This is a genomic window from Rathayibacter sp. AY1E6, from assembly GCF_002931115.1.
Lineage (GTDB): Bacteria > Actinomycetota > Actinomycetes > Actinomycetales > Microbacteriaceae > Rathayibacter.
The window spans coordinates 42,864-64,387 of record NZ_PSVK01000016.1 but is presented as its reverse complement, the minus strand read 5'-3'; the positions used below and the strand labels follow the sequence as shown (position 1 = coordinate 64,387).

The following is a 21,524-nucleotide window of genomic DNA, read 5'->3' as shown; positions in this document are numbered from 1 at the left end:
CAGGCGCGCCAAGCCGCGCCGATCGGGTGCCTCGACGCTATCCGGGGGAGATTTCTCGGGTGTGTCCGCAGATTTCGCGGGTATTAAGGCTCTCACGGATCCGACAAGGATCCGACCAGATCGGCATGATCCTCTGACGGATCGTCTGAGACCCTGTTCAGGCCTCACAGGACGGCCCCGGCCCCTCCCACGGGCGCGGCTCAGCGCAGGCAGCCGGCGTCGCTCACCCGGCGCCGCCGGCGCGGCTCAGCCGAGGTCCTTGAAGGAGAGGTCGGCGGCGGAGGCGGCATCGCGCGGAACGAGAGCGAAGCGGGTGAAGCCCGCGGCGGCCGCGCGGTCCAGCAGCGGGGTGAGGTTCTTCGCCCGGCGCTCGAGGCGCACGCGCGAGCCCCGGGCGATCAGCTCCTGCTTGAGCGCGAGCAGCAGCTCGGGCGCCGCGTCGCGCTCGTGGACGAGGACGACGGCGTCGGGGCGCTCGACGACGGCACCGCCGATCAGTTCGACGATCCGCTCGAAGCCGATCGAGAAGCCGCAGGCCGGCACGTCCTGACCGAGGAAGCGGCCGATCATCCCGTCGTACCGCCCGCCTCCGCCGACCGAGGAGCCCGAGGACGGGTGCGCGATCTCGAAGATCGTGCCGGTGTAGTAGCCCATGCCCCGCACGAGCGTCGGGTCGAAGCGGAGCGAGACGCCGGCGGGCAGCGAGCGCAGCGACCGGGCCAGCGTCTCGAGCGCGAGCACCGCCTCCGGGTCGATGCCCTCGGGCAGCACGTCGAGGATCGCGGACTGCTCGAGCGCCACTCCCCCGGCGGCGACCGCCTGCTCGATCCGCGCGAGGTAGCCCCCGAGGACCGCGGCCGCGTCCGGCCCGTCGGCCTCCAGCTCGGCGACGACTCCGGCGGCGCCGATCTTGTCGAGCTTGTCGATCGAGATCAGCGCCGGGCCGAAGCGCTCGGTGGCGAAGCCGCAGTGCTCGAGGATTCCGGTGAGGATGCGGCGGTCGTTGATGCGGATGGTGCAGTCCTCGAGGCCCAGCGCGTCGAGCGCCGCCGCGGTCGCCGTGATGAGCTCGACCTCGGCCAGCTGCCCGGGCTCGCCGATGATGTCGATGTCGCACTGCACGAACTGGCGGTACCGCCCCTTCTGCGGGCGCTCGGCGCGCCACACCGGCGCGACCTGCACCGAGCGGAAGACAGCCGGCAGCTCGGCGCGGTGCGAGGCGTAGAAGCGGGCGAGAGGCACCGTGAGGTCGAAGCGCAGGCCGAGGTCGGCGAGGGCGGACGCGTCGTCGACCGCCGCCAGGTCGTCGCGGGTGAGCCCGCGGCGCAGGACGCTGAAGGCGAGCTTCTCGTTGTCGCCGCCGAGCCCGGAGTGGAGGCGGTCGAAGTCCTCGACCACGGGCGTCTCGATCTCGTCGAACCCGTGGGAGGCGTACACGCGGCGGATGACGCCGAGCGCGTGCTCGCGCTTCGCCTTGTCGGCGGGGAGGAAGTCGCGCATGCCGCGGGGCGGGGTGATCGGGGAGGCCATGACGGCGATTCTCCCAGATCGGCCGGGGCGGGCCGGCGGGCGCCTCAGTCCGCGCGCCGCTCCTGCTCCACCGCGCGGATCTCGTCCTGCAGGTCGCGCGTCGCCGTGCGGAGCGCGCGCTCGGCGTCGAGCCCCTGGGCGCGGGCGGAGGCGACGATGGCCAGCAGCAGCGGGCCGAGGTCCTCCTCCGACTCGATGGGCAGAGGGCCCTGGCCGGCGTCCACGACGCCCAGCGAGGTCGCCTTGCCGATCACCTTGTCGGCGAGCGCGAGGGCGGGCATGCCCTGCGGGATCCCGTCGAGCACGCTGGTGCGGTGCGGCTTCTCGGTGCGCTTGAGCTCGTCCCACACCGCGATGACGTCGTCGGCCGTCTCGGCCGTGGCGTCGCCGAAGACGTGCGGGTGGCGGCCGATCATCTTGGCGTTCATGTGCGCCGCGACGTCCTCGATGGTGAAGGGCTCGGCGCTCTCGGCCGCCAGGTCGGCGTGGAAGAGCACCTGGTAGAGGACGTCGCCGAGCTCCTCGATCAGGTCGGCCCGGTCCCCCGCCTCGATGGCGTCGACGAGCTCGTGCGACTCCTCGATCAGGTAGCGCACGAGCGACTCGTGGGTCTGCTCGGCGTCCCACGGGCAGCCGCCCGGGGCGCGGAGGACGTGGACGGTGCGGATGAGCTCGTCGAGCCGGGGATGCGCGGTCACCCCGCCATCCTCGCATCCGGTCCGGCCGCCTCCGCTGACATCGGGGCGGCGCGGGCGCCCGGGAGCCTCAGGCCCGCGCGAGACGCCGCCGCGCGACGAGGAGGCAGCCGCCGGCGACGAGCGGCACCGCGGCGAGGAGGCCGGATGACGCCGCGACGGACACCGCGATCGAGGCGCTGACCAGTGCACCCGCCAGGTTCCAGAGGACCACCGCGACTCCCGCGCCGTCCCCGATCGGGAGCGGCACCGGGCTGAGCAGCTGCGGCGGCAGCGGACCCCGGGTCGCGTCCATCGCCCGCGCGGCGACGGCGGCGACGGCGGTCGCGGCGGCCACCGGCACCGCCGCGCCCGGGAGCAGCAGCGAGGCGGCGAGGGCGCCGAGCACCGCGACTCCGACCGCGAGCACCAGCGGGAGCACGGCGTGCAGGAGGAGCAGCTCGAACGGACCGGGGGCGAGGAGCGCCGGCTGCCCCGCTGTCGCGGCGGCGTGGCGGAAGCCGTCGCTCCAGACGCCGGCGCCGAGGTAGGCGAGCACGCCCGCCGCGGCGGCCGGGAGCGCGAGGAGGGAGGACGGCACGACCGCGGCGAGCACGGCGGCGGCGCCGGCGGCGGCCAGCGCGACGACCGCGACCGCCGAGCGTCCGGGAGTGCGCAGCGCGCCGATCGCGTCGCGCACCGGCACCGCGAGGGCGAACGGGGAGAGGCGGACCGCTCGGAGCCCCCGCCCGATCGCCGGGAGGGCGCGGTACCCGTCGAGCGACTCGGCGAGATCGCCCGTCGCTCCGAGCCGGGTGGTCGCCGACCACTGCCGGGCCTGGGCGAGGAGCCGAGGTCCGCGCGCGGCGTCGAGCAGCCGGGGCGCCGCGGCCAGGACGACCGCGGCCGACGCGAGCAGCACGGTCGCGGCGCGCACCTCCTCCGCTCCGCTCACGGCCGAGGCGAGGAGGCCGCCCGGCGTGGGCGCACCGGGCAGGAGGGCCCCGAGGACCGCGAGGGAGGCGAGGAGGCCCGCCGCGAGCGCGGGGAGGCGCGAGGGGAGGCACTGACCGGCGAGCCAGGCGACGGCGAGGAGGCCGGCGAACGCGGCACCGCCGGCGACGGCCGCGAGGAGCGGCGCGGAGGCGGCGAGGGCGAGGAGCGACGCGCCGGCGGAGCAGCCCGCCACGAGACCGGCCGACGCCCGGACCACGGGTCGGCGGAGCACCGACCAGCGGCGCAGATTTGTCGCGAGCAGCACGGCCGTGGTGTGCGGCTCGCCCACCGCGGGTCCGCGCACCCGGCCCAGGAGCACGGCGGCGGGCAGGGCGAGACCCGCGGCGAGGGCGATCAGCGGCTCCGGCACGGCTCCCGCCTCGGCGGCGAGGAGCGCGAGGGCCCGGGCGACGGGGAGGACGACGACGAGGACGGTCATCGCGGCGAGGTAGCCCGCGTAGGCGCGCGGACTCGGCGGAGCCGCGGCGCGGTGCCGGTGCAGAGCCCGCACCTCGGCGACGCGAGCCCTCTCCGCGCGCGTCACGCCCGCTCCAGCTCGACGACCCGCGCGCCCAGACCCTGGATCAGCACAGGGCTGTGGGTCGCGACGACGAGTGCCCGGGACGCGGCTGCGCGCCGCAGGACTTCCGCCACCAGCGGCACCCGCTCGACGTCGAGCCGCTGCTCCGGCTCGTCGAGCAGCAGCACCGCCGAGGGCCGGGCCAGCACGAGCGCGAGGGAGAACAGCTGCGTCTGCCCGGAGGAGAGCTCGTGCGGGAAGCGGCGGGCGAGCGGAGCGAGCGCGAGCGCGTCGAGACCTGCCGCGGCCTCGCGGCGGGCGTCGGCGACCGGCGCGCCCCACGAGACGGCCACCATCGCGAGGTGCTCCTCGAGGGTCAGGTCCCGCTCGAAGGGCGGGGTGCCGATCAGGGCGGCGACGGCGCGGCGGTGGGCGGCGGAGCGCTCCTCCGGGGCGCGCCCGGCCACCGCCACGACTCCCTCGCTCGGAGCGGTGAGGCCGGCGATCACCCGCAGGAGCGTGGTCTTGCCGGTGCCGTTGCGGCCCGTCACCGCGACGCGCTCCCCCGCCTCCGCCTCGAGCGAGCACGGGGCGAGCATCTCGACCCCCGAGGCGCGGACCGCGACCCCGCGGACGGCGACCAGCGGGCCGGCGAGCGGCTCCGGCTCGCGGGGGCGTCGGGCGGCGAGGAGCGGCATGCCCTCCATCCTGCCAGTGGGCCCTCCCGCAGCGGCGACGGCCGCCGGAGCGGGGCGGCGCGCCACCGGGGAGCGCCGCCCCGAGGACCTCAGACGGTGACCGGCTCCGGGAACAGCGAGTCCAGGAGCGACGCCACCCACTGGATCAGCGCCCGGTCGCCGAGCGGGACGCCGTCGAGCACGGGCATCGGCACGACGACCGCGTCTGCCTGCTGCAGGTACTTCGCGGTCGGGTACATCCGGCGCAGGCGCACCTGGATCGAGTCGGGCAGGTGAGCGGGAGCCACGCGGACGTTCGAGCCCATCGCGACCACGTCGCTGAGGCCCGCCTTCTGCGCGCGCATGCGCAGCCTCGACACCAGGATGAGGTTCTCGACCGCCTCGGGCAGCTCGCCGTAGCGGTCGGTCAGCTCCTCGACCACGAGGTCGATGCTCCCCTCCTTCGCCGTCGGCGACGACGCGGCCGACAGCTTCTGGTACGCCTCCAGGCGCAGCCGCTCGCTGTCGACGTACTCCTCCGGGATGCGCGCGTCGACGGGCAGCTCGAGCCGCAGCTCCGTCTGCCCCTCGGCGACCTCGCCGCGGAAGGTGTCGACGGCCTCGCCGATCATCCGCAGGTAGAGGTCGAATCCCACGCCCTGGATGTGCCCGGACTGCTCGCCGCCGAGGAGGTTGCCCGCACCGCGGATCTCGAGGTCCTTCAGCGCGATCTGCATGCCGCCGCCGAGGTCCGAGTTGGCGGCCAGCGTCTGCAGCCGGTCGTGCGCGGTCTCGCTCAGCGGCTTCGTCTCGTCGTAGAGGAGGTACGCGTAGGCGCGCTCGCGGCCGCGGCCGACCCGCCCGCGCAGCTGGTGCAGCTGCGAGAGACCGTACTTGTCGGCGCGGTCGACGATCAGCGTGTTGGCGTTCGGGATGTCGAGGCCGGTCTCGACGATCGTCGTCGACACCAGGACGTCGAACTTGCGCTCCCAGAAGTCGACGATGATCCGCTCGAGCTGCGACTCGCTGAGCTTGCCGTGCGCGACCGCGATCCGCGCCTCGGGCACCAGCTCGGCGAGCTGCGAGGCGACGCGGTTGATCGTCGAGACGCGGTTGTGCACGAAGAACACCTGGCCCTCGCGCAGGAGCTCCCGGCGGATCGCGGCCGACACCTGCTTCTCGGAGTAGGGGCCGACGAAGGTGAGGATCGGGTGGCGCTCCTCCGGCGGGGTCGCGAGGGTCGACATCTCGCGGATGCCGGTCACCGCCATCTCGAGCGTCCGCGGGATGGGCGTGGCGCTCATCGAGAGGATGTCGACGTTCTTCTTCAGCGCCTTGAGCTTGTCCTTGTGCTCGACGCCGAAGCGCTGCTCCTCGTCGATCACGAGCAGGCCGAGGTCCTTGAAGACGATGTTGTCGCTGAGGAGCCGGTGGGTCGCGATGACCATGTCGACGGTGCCGTCGGCCAGGCCCTCGATCGTCTCCTTCGACTCCTTCGCGCTCTGGAACCGGCTGAGCGCCCGCAGGTGGACGGGGAAGCCGGCGAAGCGCTCCTGGAACGTCTCGAGGTGCTGGCGGACGAGCAGCGTGGTCGGCACGAGCATCGCCACCTGCTTGCCGTCCTGGATCGCCTTGAAAGCGGCGCGCACGGCGACCTCGGTCTTGCCGAAGCCGACGTCGCCCGAGAGCAGGCGGTCCATCGGGATCGGCCGCTCCATGTCGGCCTTGACCTCGTCGATGACGGTGAGCTGGTCGGGGGTCTCGGCGAACGGGAACGCCTCCTCCAGCTCGCGCTGCCAGGGGGTGTCCGGCGGGAACGCGTGCCCGCGGGAGGCCATCCGGGCGGAGTACAGCTTCACGAGCTCGACCGCGATGTCGCGGACCGCGCGGCGGGCCTTGCTCTTGGCCTGCGCCCAGTCGCTCCCGCCCATCTTGCTCAGCGCCGGAGCCTCGCCGCCGACGTAGCGGGAGAGCAGGTCGAGCTGGTCCGTGGGGACGAGCAGCTTGTCGCCGGGGAAGCCGCGCTTGCTGGGGGCGTACTCGAGCACCAGGTACTCGCGGCGCGTCTTGATCGCGTTGCGGCCCCCGCTGGAGACCTCGCGCTGCGAGAGCTCCACGAACCGGCCGATGCCGTGGGTGGCGTGCACCACGAAGTCGCCGGGGGTGAGCTGCAGCGGGTCGACGACGTTCTTGCGGCGCGACGCGAGCTTCTTCACCGCGCGGGAGTCGTAGCCGACGGTGCGGCCGTAGAACTCCGTGTCGGTGACCAGGGCGAGCTTCGCCTCCTCCACCTCGAAGCCGTGGTCGACGGAGGCCTGGACCACGTAGGCCAGGCCCGTCTCGAGCCCGGCGGGGAGGTCGGCGACGATGCGGGCGGCGACCTCGTGCTCGGCGAGGACCTGGTCGGTGCGCTCGACCGTGCCGGTGCCGGGCGCGGTCAGGATCACGGTCCAGCCGTCGGCCAGGCGCGCGCGGACATGGGCGAGGGCGCCCTCGACGCTCGCCCCGAATCCGGGGACCGGCTCGCCCTCGACGCGGACGGCGAGGATCTCGTCGATCCCGAGCTCCTCCGGCAGCACCTCGGCCTCGCCCGCGGCGGGGCCCTGGCGGAACGTGCTCATCGTCCACCAGGGGTGGTCGGGAGCGTCGGCGCCCGGGGCGCTGAGCTTCACGGAATCGCGGAGCGCGCCGAGCGAGATGAACTCGCCCGAGGCGAGGTCGATGGGGGCCTCGGCGCCGGCGGTCGCCGCGCTCCAGGCCGCCTGAAGGAACTCGCGGTTCGTCTCGGCGAGGCTGATCGCCCGCGTCGCCACGCGCTCGGGGGCGAGGACCGCGACGGCCGCCCCCTCGGGGAGGTAGTGCGAGATCGGGACCAGCCGCTCGAGCAGCGCGGGGGCGAGCGACTCCATGCCCTCGACCGGGATGCCCTCGGCGATCTTCGCGAGCATCGCCGACAGGCTCGGGAACTCGTGCAGCATCTCGCGTGCCCGCTGCCGCACCGCCGGCACCAGCAGCAGCTCGCGGCTCGGCGGGAGGACCACCGAGTCGACCTCGCCCGGGAGCGAGCGCTGATCCGCCACGGAGAAGCCGCGGATGGAGTCGACCTCGTCGCCGAAGAAGTCCACTCGGCTCGGATGCTCGGCCACCGCGGGGAAGACGTCGAGGATGCCGCCGCGCACGGCGAACTCGCCGCGGCGCGTGACCATGTCGACCCGGGCGTAGGCCAGGTCGACCAGCTCGGCCGAGATGCGGCCGAGGTCGTAGCCGCGGGCGCCCTTCACGAGTCGGATCGGCTCGATGTCGGCGAGGTTGTCGGCGACCGGCTGCAGCGCCGCGCGCACGGAGGCGACCACCACGAGGGGCCGCTCGCCGGACCACTGCTTCATCCGCCGCAACGCGTCCAGGCGCCGCCCCACGATCTCGGCGCTCGGGCTGAGGCGCTCGTGCGGCAGCGTCTCCCACGCGGGGAACTCGACGACGTCCGCATCCGGCAGCATGCAGCCGAGAGAGGCGCGCACGTTCTCGGAGTCGCGGCCCGTGGCCGTGACCACCAGCGCCGCCTGCGGGCGTCCCGCCTCCGCGCGCCTCTCGATCAGGCCCGCGAGCAGGGGGACCCGGAGGCCGTCGGCCACCGAGAAGTCGGCGTCCCGCACCGCGTACGCGAGAGCATCGTCGAACGTGGAGGCGCGCGACAGCGCCGAGATGATCTCGTTGAGGGGCACGGGTCCAGTTTACGGCCGCCCCGCGGGCCGACCGCCGAGGGAACCCCGAACCGTCGAGGGAGCCCGGGGCTGCGATCTCCCTCGCCGTCCGGGGTCCCCTCGGCGAAGGGCGGGTCAGGCGCTGGTGTGGAACTTCAGCTGGGCGGCGGAGAGGCCGGAGTCGGCGATGAGCTCGACGGCGTCGGCGGCGTCCGAGACCAGGATCGGGAGCGCCTCGCGCTCCGGGCCGGCGAAGTCCTTCAGCACGAAGTCGGCGGCCTGCTGGCGGCCCGGCGGGCGGCCGATGCCGACCCGCACGCGCAGGAACTCGGCTCCTCCGGTCGCCGCGAGGATGTCGCGGATGCCGTTGTGCCCCCCGTGACCACCGCCCTGCTTGAGGCGCAGGGTGTCGAAGGGGATGTCGAGCTCGTCGTGCACGACGATCAGGTGCGCCGGGTCGATCGAGTAGAAGTCGAGCAGCTGCGCCGTCGGCCCGCCGGAGAGGTTCATGAAGCTGTTGGGCTTGCCCAGCACGAGCTTCGGCCCGCCCGGGCGGAGGAAGCCCTCGGCGACCACGGCGTTGGCGCGGTTGTGCCGGCGGAACGAGCCGCCGATCCGCGTCGCGAGCTCGTCGAGCACCATCTGGCCGACGTTGTGCCGGTTGCGCGCGTACTGCGCGCCCGGGTTGCCCAGTCCGACGACCAGCCAGGTGTCACCCATGTCGTTCCTCTTCCTCGGGGGCGGCGGAGGGACTCCCCCGCCGGACGCGGAACGGGCCCGCCGCGGCTGCGAGCGGGCCCGTTCCCGGGGTGGTGCGGACTACTCCGCGGTCTCGGCGACGACGTCGCCCGAGGCCGGCGTCTCGTCGTCCTCGCCCAGGTCCTGCTCGACCTCGGCGGTGACGTTGACGATGAGCACGTCGGCGTCGGTGACCAGCGTGGCGCCCTCGGGGAGCGTGACGTCGGCGGCGGTGATCTGCGTGCCGGCCTCGAGGCCCTCGACGGAGACGACGATGTTCTGCGGGATGCGCGTGGCGTCGACCTCGAGCGAGAGGGTGTTCGACTCGATCGAGACGAGGGTGCCGGGAGCGGCGTCGCCCTCGACGTGCACGGGGATGTCCACCTCGACCTTCTCGCCCTTGTTGATGACGACGAGGTCGATGTGCTCGATGATCTGGCGCACCGGGTCGCGCTGGATGTCCTTCACCAGGGTGGTCTGCGCGGCGCCCTCGATGTCGAGCTCGAGGATCGCGTTCGCCTTGCGGGTGAGCAGGAGCACCTGGTGGCCCGGGAGGGTGAGGTGCTGGGGCTCGGTGCCGTGGCCGTAGAGGACCGCGGGGATTTTGTCCTGCGCGCGGATCTTGCGGGCGGCGCCCTTGCCGAACGAGGTGCGGACCTCGACGACGACCTTGTTGGTCAGTTCAGCCATGATGTTCTCCTTGAGCGGCGCGCACGCCACCGGATCGGGTCGTGGCCTGCGGCCACGGACGGTTTGTCGACTCGAACGCATGTCAGCGTGAGGAGAAGTCCGTGGCGCCCCGTGGGGGCCTCGCCTGCTTCCACCGCGTCGATCACGGATGCACGTGCATCCCTCGCCGAAGTTCAGCTGCCGATACTACCCGGCATCGCGGCCGCCCGCCAGCAGGCGGTCGCGCCGCCGGACTCGGAGCCGGACGTCCAGGCGGACCGCCTACCGTGCGGGTATGACGAGCGACGACTTCGGCTCCTACGTCGAGAAGAACGGCTTCCACCGCGACACGAACTACATCCCGACGCGGATCACCGCCGACGGCCGCGACGGGTACCCGGTGGAGGCCGGGCGCTACCGCCTCGTGGTCTCCCGCGCCTGCCCGTGGGCGAACCGCGCCGTGATCGTGCGGCGCCTGCTCGGTCTCGAGGACGCCCTCTCGATGGGCATCTGCGGGCCCACGCACGACAAGCGCAGCTGGACCTTCGACCTCGATCCGGGCGGGGTCGACCCGGTGCTGGGCATCCCCCGCCTCCAGGACGCGTTCTTCGCCCGCTTCCCCGACTACCCGCGCGGGATCACCGTCCCGGCCCTCGTGGACATCCCGAGCGGCCAGGTCGTCACGAACGACTACCCGGTGATGACGCTCGACTTCTCCACCGAGTGGACCGCGTTCCACCGCGACGGCGCCCCCGACCTCTACCCCGAGGAGCACCGCGAGGAGATCGACGAGATCGCCGAGCTGGTCTTCCACGACGTGAACAACGGCGTCTACAAGTGCGGCTTCGCCGGGTCGCAGCGCTCCTACGACCGGGCCTACGACCGCCTCTGGGCGCGGCTGGACTGGCTGGAGGAGCGGCTGAGCACCCGCCGCTACCTGGTCGGCGACACCATCACCGAGGCGGACGTGCGGCTCTTCACGACGCTCGCCCGCTTCGACGCCGTCTACTACAGCCACTTCAAGGCCAACCGGAACCTGCTGTCGGCGATGCCCGCGCTCTGGGGCTACGCCCGGGATCTCTTCGCCACTCCGGGGTTCGGCGACACGATCGACTTCACCCACATCAAGTCGCACTACTACGAGGTGCAGCGGGACATCAATCCGACCGGCGTCGTCCCCAAGGGCCCGGACCTCTCCGGCTGGCTCGTCCCCTCGCGCCGCGAGGAGCTCGGCGGCCGCCCGTTCGGCGACGGCACTCCCCCGCCGCCGCCGATCCCGTCGGAGCGCGTCCCCCTCGGCCACGGCGCCTGACCGGTTCCGGTCGCGGTCGTCGCGGCGCGCGCAAGACCGTGCGCGCGCCGCACGACCGATGTGCAGCCGGGAGACGGCTCGGACCCGGGCTCCCCGGAGCGACCCGGGGCTAGCCTGAGCTCGCCCCTGAACGCGAACGTCGAGGAGAACCGTGTCTGACAAGCCCACCGCCACAGCCAACATCGGAGTCGTCGGTCTGGCGGTGATGGGCTCGAACCTCGCCCGCAACCTCGCCAGCCGCGAGGGCAACACGGTCGCGGTGTTCAACCGCTCCTACGGCCGCACCGAGACCCTCATCACGGAGCACCCGGAGGCGGGCTTCGTCGCGTCCGAGACCATCGAGGACTTCGCCGCCTCGCTCGCCACCCCGCGCACCGCGATCATCATGGTCCAGGCCGGCCGCGGCACCGACGCCGTGATCGAGCAGCTGACGAAGGTCTTCGAGCCCGGCGACATCATCGTCGACGGCGGCAACGCGCTCTTCACCGACACCATCCGCCGCGAGAAGGCCGTCCGCGAGACCGGCATCCACTTCGTCGGCACCGGCATCTCCGGCGGCGAGGAGGGCGCGCTCAAGGGCCCGTCGATCATGCCCGGCGGCTCGGTCGAGTCCTACAGGACCCTCGGCCCGATCCTCTCGTCGATCGCCGCGGTCGCCGAGGGCGAGCCCTGCGTCACCCACATCGGCACCGACGGCGCCGGCCACTTCGTCAAGATGATCCACAACGGCATCGAGTACGCCGACATGCAGCTCATCGCCGAGGCGTACGACCTGCTCCGCACCGTCGGGGGACACGAGCCCGCCGCCATCGCCGAGGTCTTCGACGCCTGGAACAAGGGCGACCTCGAGTCGTACCTCATCGAGATCACCGCCGAGGTGCTCCGCCAGGTCGACGCCGACACCGGCAACCCCTTCATCGACGTCGTCCTCGACCAGGCCGGCTCGAAGGGCACCGGCGTCTGGACCGTGCAGAACGCGCTCGACCTCGGCGTCCCCGTCGGCGGCATCGCCGAGGCCGTCTTCGCCCGCGCCGTGTCCTCCCACCCCGAGCAGCGCGAGGCCGTGCAGGCCCGCGTCACCTCGCGCCCGACCCCGGTCGAGAAGTACGAGGGCTTCGAGGACGACGTGCGCGCCGCGCTCTACGCCTCCAAGGTCGTCGCCTACTCGCAGGGCTTCGACGCGATCATCGCCGGGGCCGAGAAGTACGGCTGGGAGATCGACAAGGGCGCGGTCGCCAAGATCTGGCGCGCGGGCTGCATCATCCGCGCCCAGTTCCTCAACCGCATCGTCGACGCCTACGACGAGAACGCCGGCATCACGACCCTCCTCGAGGACCCGTACTTCGCCGAGGCCGTCGCGAACGGCGAGGCCGCCTGGCGCCGCATCGTCTCGACCGCCGCGCTCTCGGGCGTGCCGATCCCCGGCTTCGGCGCCGCGCTGTCGTACTACGACTCGCTCGCCTCCAAGCGCCTCCCGGCCGCTCTCGTGCAGGGCCAGCGCGACTTCTTCGGAGCGCACACCTACAAGCGCGTCGACAGGGAGGGCACCTTCCACACGCTGTGGTCGGGTGACCGCACCGAGGTCGAGCAGGACCCCTCCACGCACTGACCTGCGTCGCACGAGGAAGGCGCCCCCGCCCGCAGGATCCACGGATCCTCGGGCGGGGGCGCCTTCCTCGTTGCGGAGAGAGCTCCCCTGTCGTCAGCGGAGCCGGGCGGTGGCGTCCGGCTCCCCGAGCGGGCGCTCGACGCCCGGGCCGGCTGACCCCTCAGGTCCGGAACGCCCGCGCGATCAGGAGCGCCGCCAGGAGCACCGCTGCGGCGGCCGCCGTGGCCGCCGGGAGGGCGAGCAGGAGCAGCAGCGAGACCGCGGCCGACGCGAGGGCGGGCCCGCTCGCCCCGGCCGCTCCGTGGTCGAGGCGCCGCACGATGGTCGCCACCAGCAGAGCGGCCACGGCGAAGGCGAGCAGCGCGTCGGCGTCGAGGATCACGACCGCGAGCACGGCGACCAGGCAGAGGACGAGCTGGGCCGCCGCCGGCACGCCGGTCCTGCGGTTCCTGGTGGCGAGCACTGCCGGGATCTCCCCCGCGCCGGCGAGACGGACGAGGGCGCGCGCATCCCTCCTCCCGAGGTCGAGGAGCGCGAGCAGGACCGCGATCACCGCGGCGGCCCCGACGAGCCCGGACGCGGGCGTGCCCCGGGTGACAGCGCTCAGGGGGGTCTCCGAGGACGCGAGGACCTCGGGACCGGCCGCCAGGAGCAGACCGGTGCCGAGCGCGGCGGCGGCCGCCGTGGCGATCCCGATGCGCAGCAGGGCGGGGCGGAGAGCCGTCACCGCGCCGGAGCGGGAGGTCGGCAGGAGGATCAGGAGCAGGGCCGCGGCGGTGCCGGCTCCCAGCGGCCCTCCGTTGCGCAGCGGGTCGAGCGGCGCGGGGTCCGGAGGGGACACCAGCACGATCACGGCGGCGGCGGCCAGCAGGACGACGACCGCACCGACGAGGAGCAGGACCGGGCGAGCGGGGAGGCGCCCGCCGCGCAGACCGAAGAGCGCGACGGCCACGAGCAGCAGGACGGCCAGGGGCCGGGCCGCTCCCCCGAGGACCGACTGGGCCGCGGTCAGGGCCAGCGCGGCCGAGGCGAAGGCGCGCCCGACGATCCCGAGCCACTCGGAGGAGGGGCCGTCGTGGACGGTGCGCCCGGCATCGGCGACGGCGCTCAGGGCCGCGGCGGCCGCAGCGACGGCGAGCCCGAGGAGCAGCCACCAGCCCGCCGCGGCGGCGGCCGGCGACCAGACCAGGAAGACCGCCGCCAGGGCGAGGGTCGCATCCGAACGCTGGGGCACGGCCTCACCCTAGGCGGTGGAGCCGGGGCGGGACCCGGGTGCGCTCTGCAGGGCGCACCCGGGGCGCGGGGTCCTACGCGTCGCCGTCGAACATCGACGTCACGGAGCCGTCGTCGAAGACCTCGTGGATGGCGCGGGCCAGCAGCGGAGCGATGGGCAGGATCGTCAGGCGGTCCCAGGTCTTCTCCGGCGGCAGCGGCAGGGTGTCGGTGACGACGACCGAGTCGATGAATTCCGAGCTCAGGAGCTCGACCGCCGGGTCCGAGAAGACGGCGTGGGTGGCCGCGACGACCACGCCGATCGCGCCCGCCTTCTTCAGCGCCTCGGCCGCCTTCGCGATGGTGCGCCCGGTGTCGATGAGGTCGTCGACGAGGAGGCAGACGCGGCCCTTCACCTCGCCGACGATCTCGTGGACGGAGACCTGGTTGGCGACCTTCGGGTCGCGGCGCTTGTGGATGATCGCCAGCGGGACGCCGAGCTTGTCGCTCCAGATGTCGGCGACGCGGACGCGGCCCATGTCGGGCGAGACGATGGTGAGGGTCGAGGGGTCGAGCTTCTCGCGGAAGTGCTCGAGCAGCACCGGCATCGCGAAGAGGTGGTCGACGGGGCCGTCGAAGAAGCCCTGGATCTGCGCCGCGTGCAGGTCGACCGACATGATCCGATCGGCTCCCGCCGCCTTGAAGAGGTCCGCGACGAGGCGGGCCGAGATCGGCTCGCGGCCGCGGCCCTTCTTGTCCTGGCGCGCGTAGGGGTAGAAGGGGGCGACCACGGTGATCCGCTTGGCGGAGGCGCGCTTGAGCGCGTCGACCATGATCAGCTGCTCCATCAGCCACTCGTTGATCGGGGACGTGTGCGACTGGAGGACGAACACGTCGCCTCCGCGGACCGACTCGCCGTAGCGGACGTAGAGCTCGCCGTTGGCGAAGGTGCGCCCCTCGGTCGTGACGAGCTCGGTCCCGAGCTCGGCGGCGACCGCTTCCGCCAGTGCCGGATGCGCCCTCCCCGAGACGAGGACCAGGCTCTTCTTGTTGCTGGCGGTGATGCCGGTCACTGTGCTCCGCTTCCTCCGGTGGGCGCCTGGTCGGATCCGGTGGGATCCGACGCCAGGGCCGCCTCGGCGGCGTCGGCCGCCGCGGTGCCCGGACGGTGGGTCTGCACCCACCCGGCCATGTTGCGCTGCGGAGCGACGGTGATCCCGAGGGCTCCGGCGGGGATGTCCTTGCGGATGACCGTGCCGGCGCCCGTGTACGCTCCGTCACCGATTCTAACGGGGGCGACGAAGACGTTGTGCGACCCCGCACGCACGTGCGAGCCCACCACGGAGGACGCCTTGCTCACCCCGTCGTAGTTGGCGAAGATCGAGCCGGCGCCGATGTTCGACTCCTCGCCGATGACCGCGTCGCCGACGTAGGAGAGGTGCGGGACCTTCGATCCCTCGCCGATGACGGCGTTCTTGGTCTCGACGTAGGTGCCGATCTTGCCGCGGGCGCCGAGCACGGTGCCGGGGCGGAGGAACGAGAACGGGCCGACCTGGGCCTTCGCGCCGATGACGGCGAGCGTCGCGTCGGAGCGCTTCACGACCGCGTCCTCGCCGACCTCGCAGGAGTCGAGCGTGGTGTCCGGGCCGATGACCGCACCGGTGGCGATGACGGTCGGGCCCTTGATCTGCGTGCCTGGGAGGATCTCGACGTCCGGGGCGAGGACCGCGTCCACGTCGATCCAGGTGGTCGCCGGGTCCTGGATCGTGACGCCCTCGAGCTGCCAGCGGCGCACGATGCGCGCGTTGAGCTCGAGCGCCGCGTCGGCGAGCTGGGCGCGGTCGTTGATCCCGGCCACGAGCCAGCGGTCCTGCACGGGGACGGCCTCGATCGCGCGGCCGGCGGCCTTGAGCGCGGCGGCGGCGTCGGTGAGGTACTTCTCCCGCTGGGCGTTCTCGGTGCCGATCGCGCCGATGACCGAGCGGAGCGCGGCGGCGTCGAAGGCGTAGACGCCGGCGTTGATCTCGGTGAGGTCGAGCTCGTCGGGGCTCGCGTCCTTCTGCTCCACGATGGAGGCGAAGGCGCCGTCGCCGCCGCGGACGATCCGGCCGAAGCCGGTCGGGTCCTCGAGCACGCAGGAGAGCATGGTGAGCGCGTTCGCCGCGGCGAGGTGCTCGTCGACCAGGCGGCGGAGGGTCGGCGCGTCCAGCAGCGGGACGTCGGCGCTCAGCACGACGACCGTGCCGGCGAAGGACGCCGGGAGCGCCGCGAGGCCCTGCTCGACCGCGCGGCCGGTGCCGGGCGTCTCGTCCTGGTCCACCACCAGTGCGGAGGGGGTGTGCTCGAGGACGGCCTCGGCGACCCGGTCGCGCTCGTGGCGCACCACGGTGACGACGTGCGCCGCGTCGAGCGAGGCGGCCGTGTCCAGCACGTGCCCGAGCAGCGGCCTCCCGGCGAGGCGGTGCAGGACCTTCGGGGTGCGGGACTTCATGCGGGTGCCCTGGCCTGCCGCCAGGATCACGACGGCGAGCGTGCTGTCTGCCATGTTCTTCGCGTTCTCCTCCGTGAGCGCACCGTCCTGGTGCCGCTCCGCCACCAGGATTCGAACCTGGACCGGACAGCTCCAAAGGCTGCCGTGCTGCCGTTACACCATGGCGGACCGCGCGATCGCGCGCCGTCCATCCTGCCACCCCCGCGCCCGAGGCGGGGCCGGGGGCGGCCGCCGCTCGGGCGGGCGACGGCGGCCCGGGAGGCCCCCGCCTCCCGGCCGTCCGCCTCCCGGCCCGTCCGCCTCCCGGGCCCGTCCGCCTCCCGGCGTCCCCCGAGCCGCCCAGCCGCCACAATGGACGGGTGAGTGCGAATGACGAGGTCGACGGGATCGTCGACGCCTGGGTCCGGGAGCGGCCCGATCTCGATTTCACGCCGCTCCAGGTCTTCTCGCGGATGCGCCGGCTGGCCAAGCAGCTCGAGCGCGCGCGCGGCAGCGCCTTCGGCCGGTCGGAGCTCGAGACGTGGGAGTTCGACGTGCTCTCGGCCCTGCGGCGCGCGGGCGCGCCCTACCGGATGAGCCCCAAGCAGCTCCTCCAGGCGACCATGGTCACCAGCGGGACCATGACCAACCGCATCGACCGGCTGGTCGAGCGCGACCTGGTCGAGCGCCTCGACGACCCGAACGACGGGCGCGGCGTGCTGGTGCAGATGACGCCGTCGGGGCTCGCCCGGGTCGACGCGGCGATCACCCGCCTGGTCGACGCGGAGCAGGAGCTGCTCGGCGCGCTCACCCACGCCCAGCAGGAGCGGCTGGCGCAGCTCCTCCGGAAGCTCTCCCTCGACTTCGGCTGAGCCGGTCTCCCCGGGCCCGCGACGGCGGCCCGCCCACGCGGTACGGGACAGCTGCCGGTGCCGCGGAGGAGAGCGGCGTCAGCCCTCGAGCTGCTCCGAGAGCTCCAGCCAGCGCAGCTCGAGCTCGGCCGCCTCGTCCTCGTAGGCTCGGAGCGAGGCGTTGAGCGCCAGGATGCCGTCGTAGTCGTCCTGGTCGTGCGTCGCCATCTTCTCGTGCACGGTCTTCGTCAGCTGCGTGAGCTTGTGCAGGCGCCGGTCGATCGCCGACACCTCCTTCTCCGCGGTGCGGCGCTCGGCCCCCGCGAGTCCGCTCGACGCCGGCGCGGCGGAGGAGGAGCCCGACGACGCCGCCGCGGGCGCACCCTTCTCGAGCGCGCGGCGCAGGTCGAGGTACTGCCCGACGCCGCCGGGCAGGTGGCGGAACGCGCCGTCCATCACGGCGTACTGCTGGTCGGTGACGCGCTCGAGCAGGTACCGGTCGTGCGAGACGACGAGGAGGGTGCCCGGCCAGGAGTCGAGCAGGTCCTCGATCGCGGCGAGCATGTCGGTGTCGAGGTCGTTGGTCGGCTCGTCGAGGATCAGCACGTTGGGCTCGCTGAGCAGGATGAGCAGGAGCTGGAGCCTCCGGCGCTGACCGCCCGAGAGGTCCTTCACCGGCGTCGAGAGCTGCGCGCTCGAGAAGCCGAGGCGCTCGAGCAGCTGGCCCGGAGTCATCTCCTTGCCGCCGATGGAGTAGCTGGTGCGCTGCTCCGCGATGATCTCGCGGACGGGCCGGTGCTGGACCCCGGTCAGCTCGCGCAGCTGCTGGTCGAGGATTGCGACGCGCACGGTGGTGCCGCGCTTCACCCGGCCGCTCGTCGGCTCCACGCTGCCCGCGACCAGGCCCAGGAGGGTCGACTTGCCGGCGCCGTTCACGCCGAGGATGCCGGTGCGCTCGCCGGGCGCGATCCGCCACTCGATGCGGTTGAGGACGGTCCGCTCGCCGTAGCGGACGGTGACGTCGAGCAGGTCGACGACGTCCTTGCCCAGGCGCGAGACGGCGAGCTGCGAGAGCGAGACCGAGTCGCGCACCGGGGGCTCGTCCTCGATCAGCTGGTTCGCGGCGTCGATCCGGAACTTGGGCTTCGCCGTGCGGGCGGGGGCGCCGCGGCGGAGCCAGGCGAGCTCCTTCTTCATCAGGTTCTGGCGCTTGGCCTCCATGGTCGAGGCCATCCGGTCGCGCTCGACGCGCTGCAGGATGTACGCCGCGTACCCGCCCTCGAACGGCTCGACGAGACGGTCGTGCACCTCCCAGGTGGCGGTGCAGATCTCGTCGAGGAACCACCGGTCGTGGGTGACGACCGCGAGCCCGCCCGACGACGCCGCCCAGCGGCGCTTGAGGTGCTCGGCGAGCCAGGCGATGCCCTCGACGTCGAGGTGGTTGGTGGGCTCGTCGAGGAAGACGACGTCCCAGTCGCCGACGAGCAGCTTCGCGAGGGCGACCCGGCGCCGCTGCCCGCCCGAGAGGGAGCCGACCACTCCGTCCCAGGGGACGTCGCGCAGCAGGCCCGCGATCACGTCTCGGGTGCGCGCGTCGCCCGCCCACTCGTGCTCCTGGAGCCCGCCGACGACGGCCTGGGCGACGGTGAGGTCCTCATCGACCGTGTCGGCCTGGTCGAGCATCCCGAGCGTGACGCCGCGGCGGTGCGTGACGCGGCCGCTGTCCGGCTCGATGCGCTGCGCGAGCAGGCGCAGGAGGGTCGACTTGCCGTCGCCGTTGCGTCCGACGATCCCGATGCGGTCGCCCTCCTCGATCCCCAGGGAGACGTCGTCGAAGATCACGCGTGTGGGGTACTCGAGTCGCAGCGCCTCGGCGCCCAGCAGATGTGCCATAGGGACCCAGCCTAGGCGGTGCCGCCTGAGCGGTCCGCCGCGGGTCGATCACAGTGCGGCCGGGTCGCGGCCCCCGGACCTCAGCCCGCGGCTGCCGGCTCCGAGACGGACACCGAGCGGCGGTGCAGTCCCGTGGCACCGTCGGGAGCGGGCGGGCGCTCGACCGTGGTCTGCACCGTGCCGTCCGCGTCGGTGGCGCGCACGGTCACGACGTGGTCGCCGACCGTCGCGTCCCACTCGAGGACCCACTGGATCCACGTGTCCGCGGTGACCTGCTCGGCGAGGCGCGCCTCCTGCCAGGCGCCGCCGTCGATCTGCACCTCCACCTTCGCGATGCCGGTGTGCGGCGCCCAGGCGACTCCCGCCACGGCGACCGTCCCCGCCTCGACGGGCTGGCCCTGGCGCGGCACATCGATCCGCGACTCGATCTTGATCGGACCGCGCTCGGTCCAGCCGCGCGTCGACCAGTACGCCAGGTCCTCCGCGAAGGTCGTGACCTTCAGCTCGACGACCCACTTCGTCGCCGAGACGTAGCCGTACAGGCCGGGGACGACCATCCGGACGGGGAAGCCGTGCTCGACCGGGAGCGGCTCGCCGTTCATCCCGACGGCGAGCAGGCTCGCGCGGTCCTCGTCCTGCAGCACGTCGAGCGGGCTGGAGGCGGTGAAGCCGTCGATGCTCCGCGAGAGCACCATGTCGGCGCCGGCGGTCGGCCGGGCCCGGGCCAGCAGCTCGCGGATCGGGTAGCCCAGCCAGAGGGCGGTGCCGATCAGGTCGCCGCCGACCTCGTTGGACACGCAGGACAGGGTGACCAGGTGCTCCTCGAGCGGCAGCGCGAGCAGCTCGTCCCAGGTGATCTCGATCTCCTCCTCCACCATGCCGGTGATCTTCAGCGACCAGTCGGCGGGCTCGACCGACGGCACCGAGAGCGCGGTGTCGATCCGGTAGAACGAGGAGTTGGGAGTGACGTAGGAGCTGATGCCGTCGATGTCGTCGAGCACGGCGCCGGCCGGGACGGGCGCGGCGGCCGAGGCGGGAGCCGGCAGGGACACGGCCTCGCGCACGGCGGTGACGGCGGCGGAGGCGGACGTGAGGAAGCGGGCGCCGATGCCGGCGGCGACCGCGGCGACTCCGGCGATCCCGACCAGGCGGAGGAACGACCGGCGGTCCGGGGAGTCGCTCTCGCGCTCCTCCTGCCAGCCGCGGAGGCGGACGGAGGCCGAGCGGAGCACCGCGGCACCGGCCACCATGCCCACGACGCTCGGCGCCGCGTCGATCCCGGACGCGCCCTCGCGGCTGACGGCGGCGAGCGCACCGGCGCCCGCGACGACGGCCAGCAGCAGCACGCCGAACGGCGGGCGGCGGTACTCGAGGACTCCCGCGCCGACGGCCAGCAGCGCGATCGCGAGGCCGATCGAGACCAGCAGCACGAGCTTGTCGCCGGTGCCGAAGAGCGCGATGACCGTGTCCTTCACGCCCGGGGGCACGATGTCGATGACGAAGCCGCCGACCGCGACCAGCGGACTGCCGCCCGCTCCGGTGAAGACCGCGACGACCTCGGCGGCCGCGAGGGCGACGACGGCGGCCACGATCCCGGAGAGGATCGCGAAGAGGGTGGCTCGGCGGGACATGAGCGGCACTCTAAGCCACGAGGTCGGAACTTCTCTGCGGACCGTCTGTGGAGGGCGCCGGGCGCGAGGCTCGCGAGCCCCGCTCCGGAGGCACCGCCTCCGCGACTAGGTCGAGAGCAGGCGAGCCCCGTGGACCGGGCCGGACACCCGCACGGCGCTCAGCCGCGCGGAGCTCAGCTCGCGCTGCAGGTCGGCCGCCGCATCGGCGTCCGGAGCGAGGAACGCGACGGTCGGGCCGGACCCCGAGACGAGGCCGCCGAGCGCTCCGCGGCCCTCGCCGAGCTCGAGGATGCGGGCGAGCCCGGGCTGCAGGTGCAGCGCCGGCGCCTGCAGGTCGTTGTGCATCGCGTCGGCGAGCATGGCGGCGTCGCCGGCGCGGAGGGCCTGCAGCACGTTGGGATCGATGGCGGGGGTCGCCGAGATCGGGCGGAAGTCGTGCAGGTGGCGCTCGCGGTGCCGGTCGAGCTCGCTGTAGACCTCGGGGGTCGACAGGCCCTCCTCCGAGAGGACCAGCACCCACTCGAAGCGGCCCTTGGCGAGCGCCGGGCTCAGCTCGTCGCCTCGGCCGACTCCGATCGCGGTGCCGCCGGTGAAGGAGAAGGGGACGTCGGCGCCGAGGCTCGCGGCGATGCCCAGCAGCTGCTCCCTCGTGCAGGCCGTGCCCCAGAGCGCGTCGCAGGCGAGCAGGGTCGCCGCCGCGTCGGCCGAGCCGCCGCCCATGCCGCCGGCGATGGGGACGTTCTTCTCGATCTCGAGATGCACGCCGCCGCGGTAGCCGGTCGCCCGGGCGAGCGCCCGAGCCGCCTTGATCGCGAGGTTGGAGCCGTCGACGGCCAGGCGGGAGGTGTCGATCGAGCCCGAGAAGGAGACCGAGAAGTCGGCCGCCTCCTCCGCGAACACGTCCTCGTAGAGGGAGAGCGACTGGAACGCGGTGGCCAGCTCGTGGTACCCGTCGTCGCGCACGGCGCCGACCTTGAGGAACACGTTGATCTTGCCGGGCGCCCGCGCGTGGACCCGGTTCGACGTCGCGCGGTGGGCCAT

Annotated in this window: 16 protein-coding genes and 1 tRNA gene; 3 read left to right on the top strand and 14 right to left on the bottom strand. The window is 73.5% G+C overall.

The window, feature by feature from the left end; genetic code table 11:
* Positions 1-246 precede the first annotated feature (246 nt).
* The 7 genes from hisS to C5C46_RS12610 form a co-directional block, all read right to left on the bottom strand.
* Positions 247-1,530: a histidine--tRNA ligase gene (hisS, locus tag C5C46_RS12640; RefSeq protein ID WP_104226931.1), complete on the bottom strand. Its 1,284-nt coding sequence runs from the start codon at positions 1,528-1,530 to the stop codon at positions 247-249.
* Positions 1,531-1,574: 44 nt separating this feature from the next.
* Positions 1,575-2,228, bottom strand: coding sequence for a MazG family protein (locus tag C5C46_RS12635; RefSeq protein ID WP_104222356.1), 654 nt, complete (start codon positions 2,226-2,228; stop codon positions 1,575-1,577).
* A gap of 67 nt (positions 2,229-2,295) precedes the next feature.
* Positions 2,296-3,711, bottom strand: a complete 1,416-nt coding sequence (locus tag C5C46_RS12630) for a hypothetical protein (RefSeq protein ID WP_146078987.1) — start codon at positions 3,709-3,711, stop codon at positions 2,296-2,298.
* A gap of 29 nt (positions 3,712-3,740) precedes the next feature.
* Positions 3,741-4,418: an ATP-binding cassette domain-containing protein gene (locus C5C46_RS12625; protein WP_181136524.1), complete on the bottom strand. Its 678-nt coding sequence runs from the start codon at positions 4,416-4,418 to the stop codon at positions 3,741-3,743.
* An 89-nt stretch (positions 4,419-4,507) separates the two neighbouring features.
* Entirely contained in the window at positions 4,508-8,119 is a 3,612-nt protein-coding gene (mfd, locus tag C5C46_RS12620) for a transcription-repair coupling factor (RefSeq protein WP_104222353.1), read from the bottom strand.
* A 114-nt stretch (positions 8,120-8,233) separates the two neighbouring features.
* A complete protein-coding gene (pth, locus tag C5C46_RS12615) occupies positions 8,234-8,818 on the bottom strand; it encodes an aminoacyl-tRNA hydrolase (protein WP_104222352.1) in 585 nt (194 codons plus the stop codon).
* A 99-nt stretch (positions 8,819-8,917) separates the two neighbouring features.
* Positions 8,918-9,526 (bottom strand): 50S ribosomal protein L25/general stress protein Ctc, encoded by a 609-nt coding sequence (locus C5C46_RS12610; RefSeq protein WP_104222350.1) that lies wholly within the window; start codon positions 9,524-9,526, stop codon positions 8,918-8,920.
* Positions 9,527-9,800: 274 nt separating this feature from the next.
* Between C5C46_RS12610 and C5C46_RS12605 the strand changes: the two genes are divergently transcribed.
* Together C5C46_RS12605 and gndA are read left to right on the top strand one after the other, a co-directional pair.
* Positions 9,801-10,817: a glutathione S-transferase family protein gene (locus C5C46_RS12605; RefSeq protein ID WP_104226929.1), complete on the top strand. Its 1,017-nt coding sequence runs from the start codon at positions 9,801-9,803 to the stop codon at positions 10,815-10,817.
* 151 nt (positions 10,818-10,968) lie between these two features.
* On the top strand, positions 10,969-12,426 hold the full coding sequence (gene gndA, locus C5C46_RS12600) for an NADP-dependent phosphogluconate dehydrogenase (RefSeq protein WP_104226928.1): 1,458 nt from the start codon (positions 10,969-10,971) through the stop codon (positions 12,424-12,426).
* A 160-nt stretch (positions 12,427-12,586) separates the two neighbouring features.
* Here the strand turns inward: gndA and C5C46_RS12595 are convergent, their stop codons facing one another.
* From C5C46_RS12595 to C5C46_RS12580, 4 genes are all read right to left on the bottom strand, one after another.
* The gene (locus C5C46_RS12595) at positions 12,587-13,660 is read right to left on the bottom strand and encodes a hypothetical protein (RefSeq protein WP_104226927.1); all 1,074 of its coding nucleotides are present in this window, start codon (positions 13,658-13,660) and stop codon (positions 12,587-12,589) included.
* Between the two features lie 73 nt (positions 13,661-13,733).
* On the bottom strand, positions 13,734-14,711 hold the full coding sequence (locus tag C5C46_RS12590) for a ribose-phosphate diphosphokinase (RefSeq protein WP_104222342.1): 978 nt from the start codon (positions 14,709-14,711) through the stop codon (positions 13,734-13,736).
* Entirely contained in the window at positions 14,708-16,183 is a 1,476-nt protein-coding gene (gene glmU, locus C5C46_RS12585; protein WP_104226937.1) for a bifunctional UDP-N-acetylglucosamine diphosphorylase/glucosamine-1-phosphate N-acetyltransferase GlmU, read from the bottom strand. Before glmU ends, C5C46_RS12590 begins: the two co-directional genes overlap by 4 nt.
* Before the next feature lie 42 nt (positions 16,184-16,225).
* Positions 16,226-16,297 (bottom strand) — tRNA-Gln (locus C5C46_RS12580).
* A 191-nt stretch (positions 16,298-16,488) separates the two neighbouring features.
* On the opposite strand from C5C46_RS12580, the gene C5C46_RS12575 reads away from it, so the two are divergent.
* Positions 16,489-16,980, top strand: coding sequence for a MarR family winged helix-turn-helix transcriptional regulator (locus C5C46_RS12575; RefSeq protein WP_104222340.1), 492 nt, complete (start codon positions 16,489-16,491; stop codon positions 16,978-16,980).
* A gap of 78 nt (positions 16,981-17,058) precedes the next feature.
* Here C5C46_RS12575 and C5C46_RS12570 read toward each other — a convergent pair whose 3' ends face one another.
* From C5C46_RS12570 to C5C46_RS12560, 3 genes are all read right to left on the bottom strand, one after another.
* Positions 17,059-18,852 (bottom strand): ABC-F family ATP-binding cassette domain-containing protein, encoded by a 1,794-nt coding sequence (locus C5C46_RS12570; RefSeq protein ID WP_104226926.1) that lies wholly within the window; start codon positions 18,850-18,852, stop codon positions 17,059-17,061.
* Positions 18,853-18,932: 80 nt separating this feature from the next.
* Positions 18,933-20,483 (bottom strand): molybdopterin-dependent oxidoreductase, encoded by a 1,551-nt coding sequence (locus C5C46_RS12565; RefSeq protein ID WP_104222336.1) that lies wholly within the window; start codon positions 20,481-20,483, stop codon positions 18,933-18,935.
* Between the two features lie 105 nt (positions 20,484-20,588).
* Entirely contained in the window at positions 20,589-21,524 is a 936-nt protein-coding gene (locus C5C46_RS12560) for a 4-(cytidine 5'-diphospho)-2-C-methyl-D-erythritol kinase (protein ID WP_104222334.1), read from the bottom strand.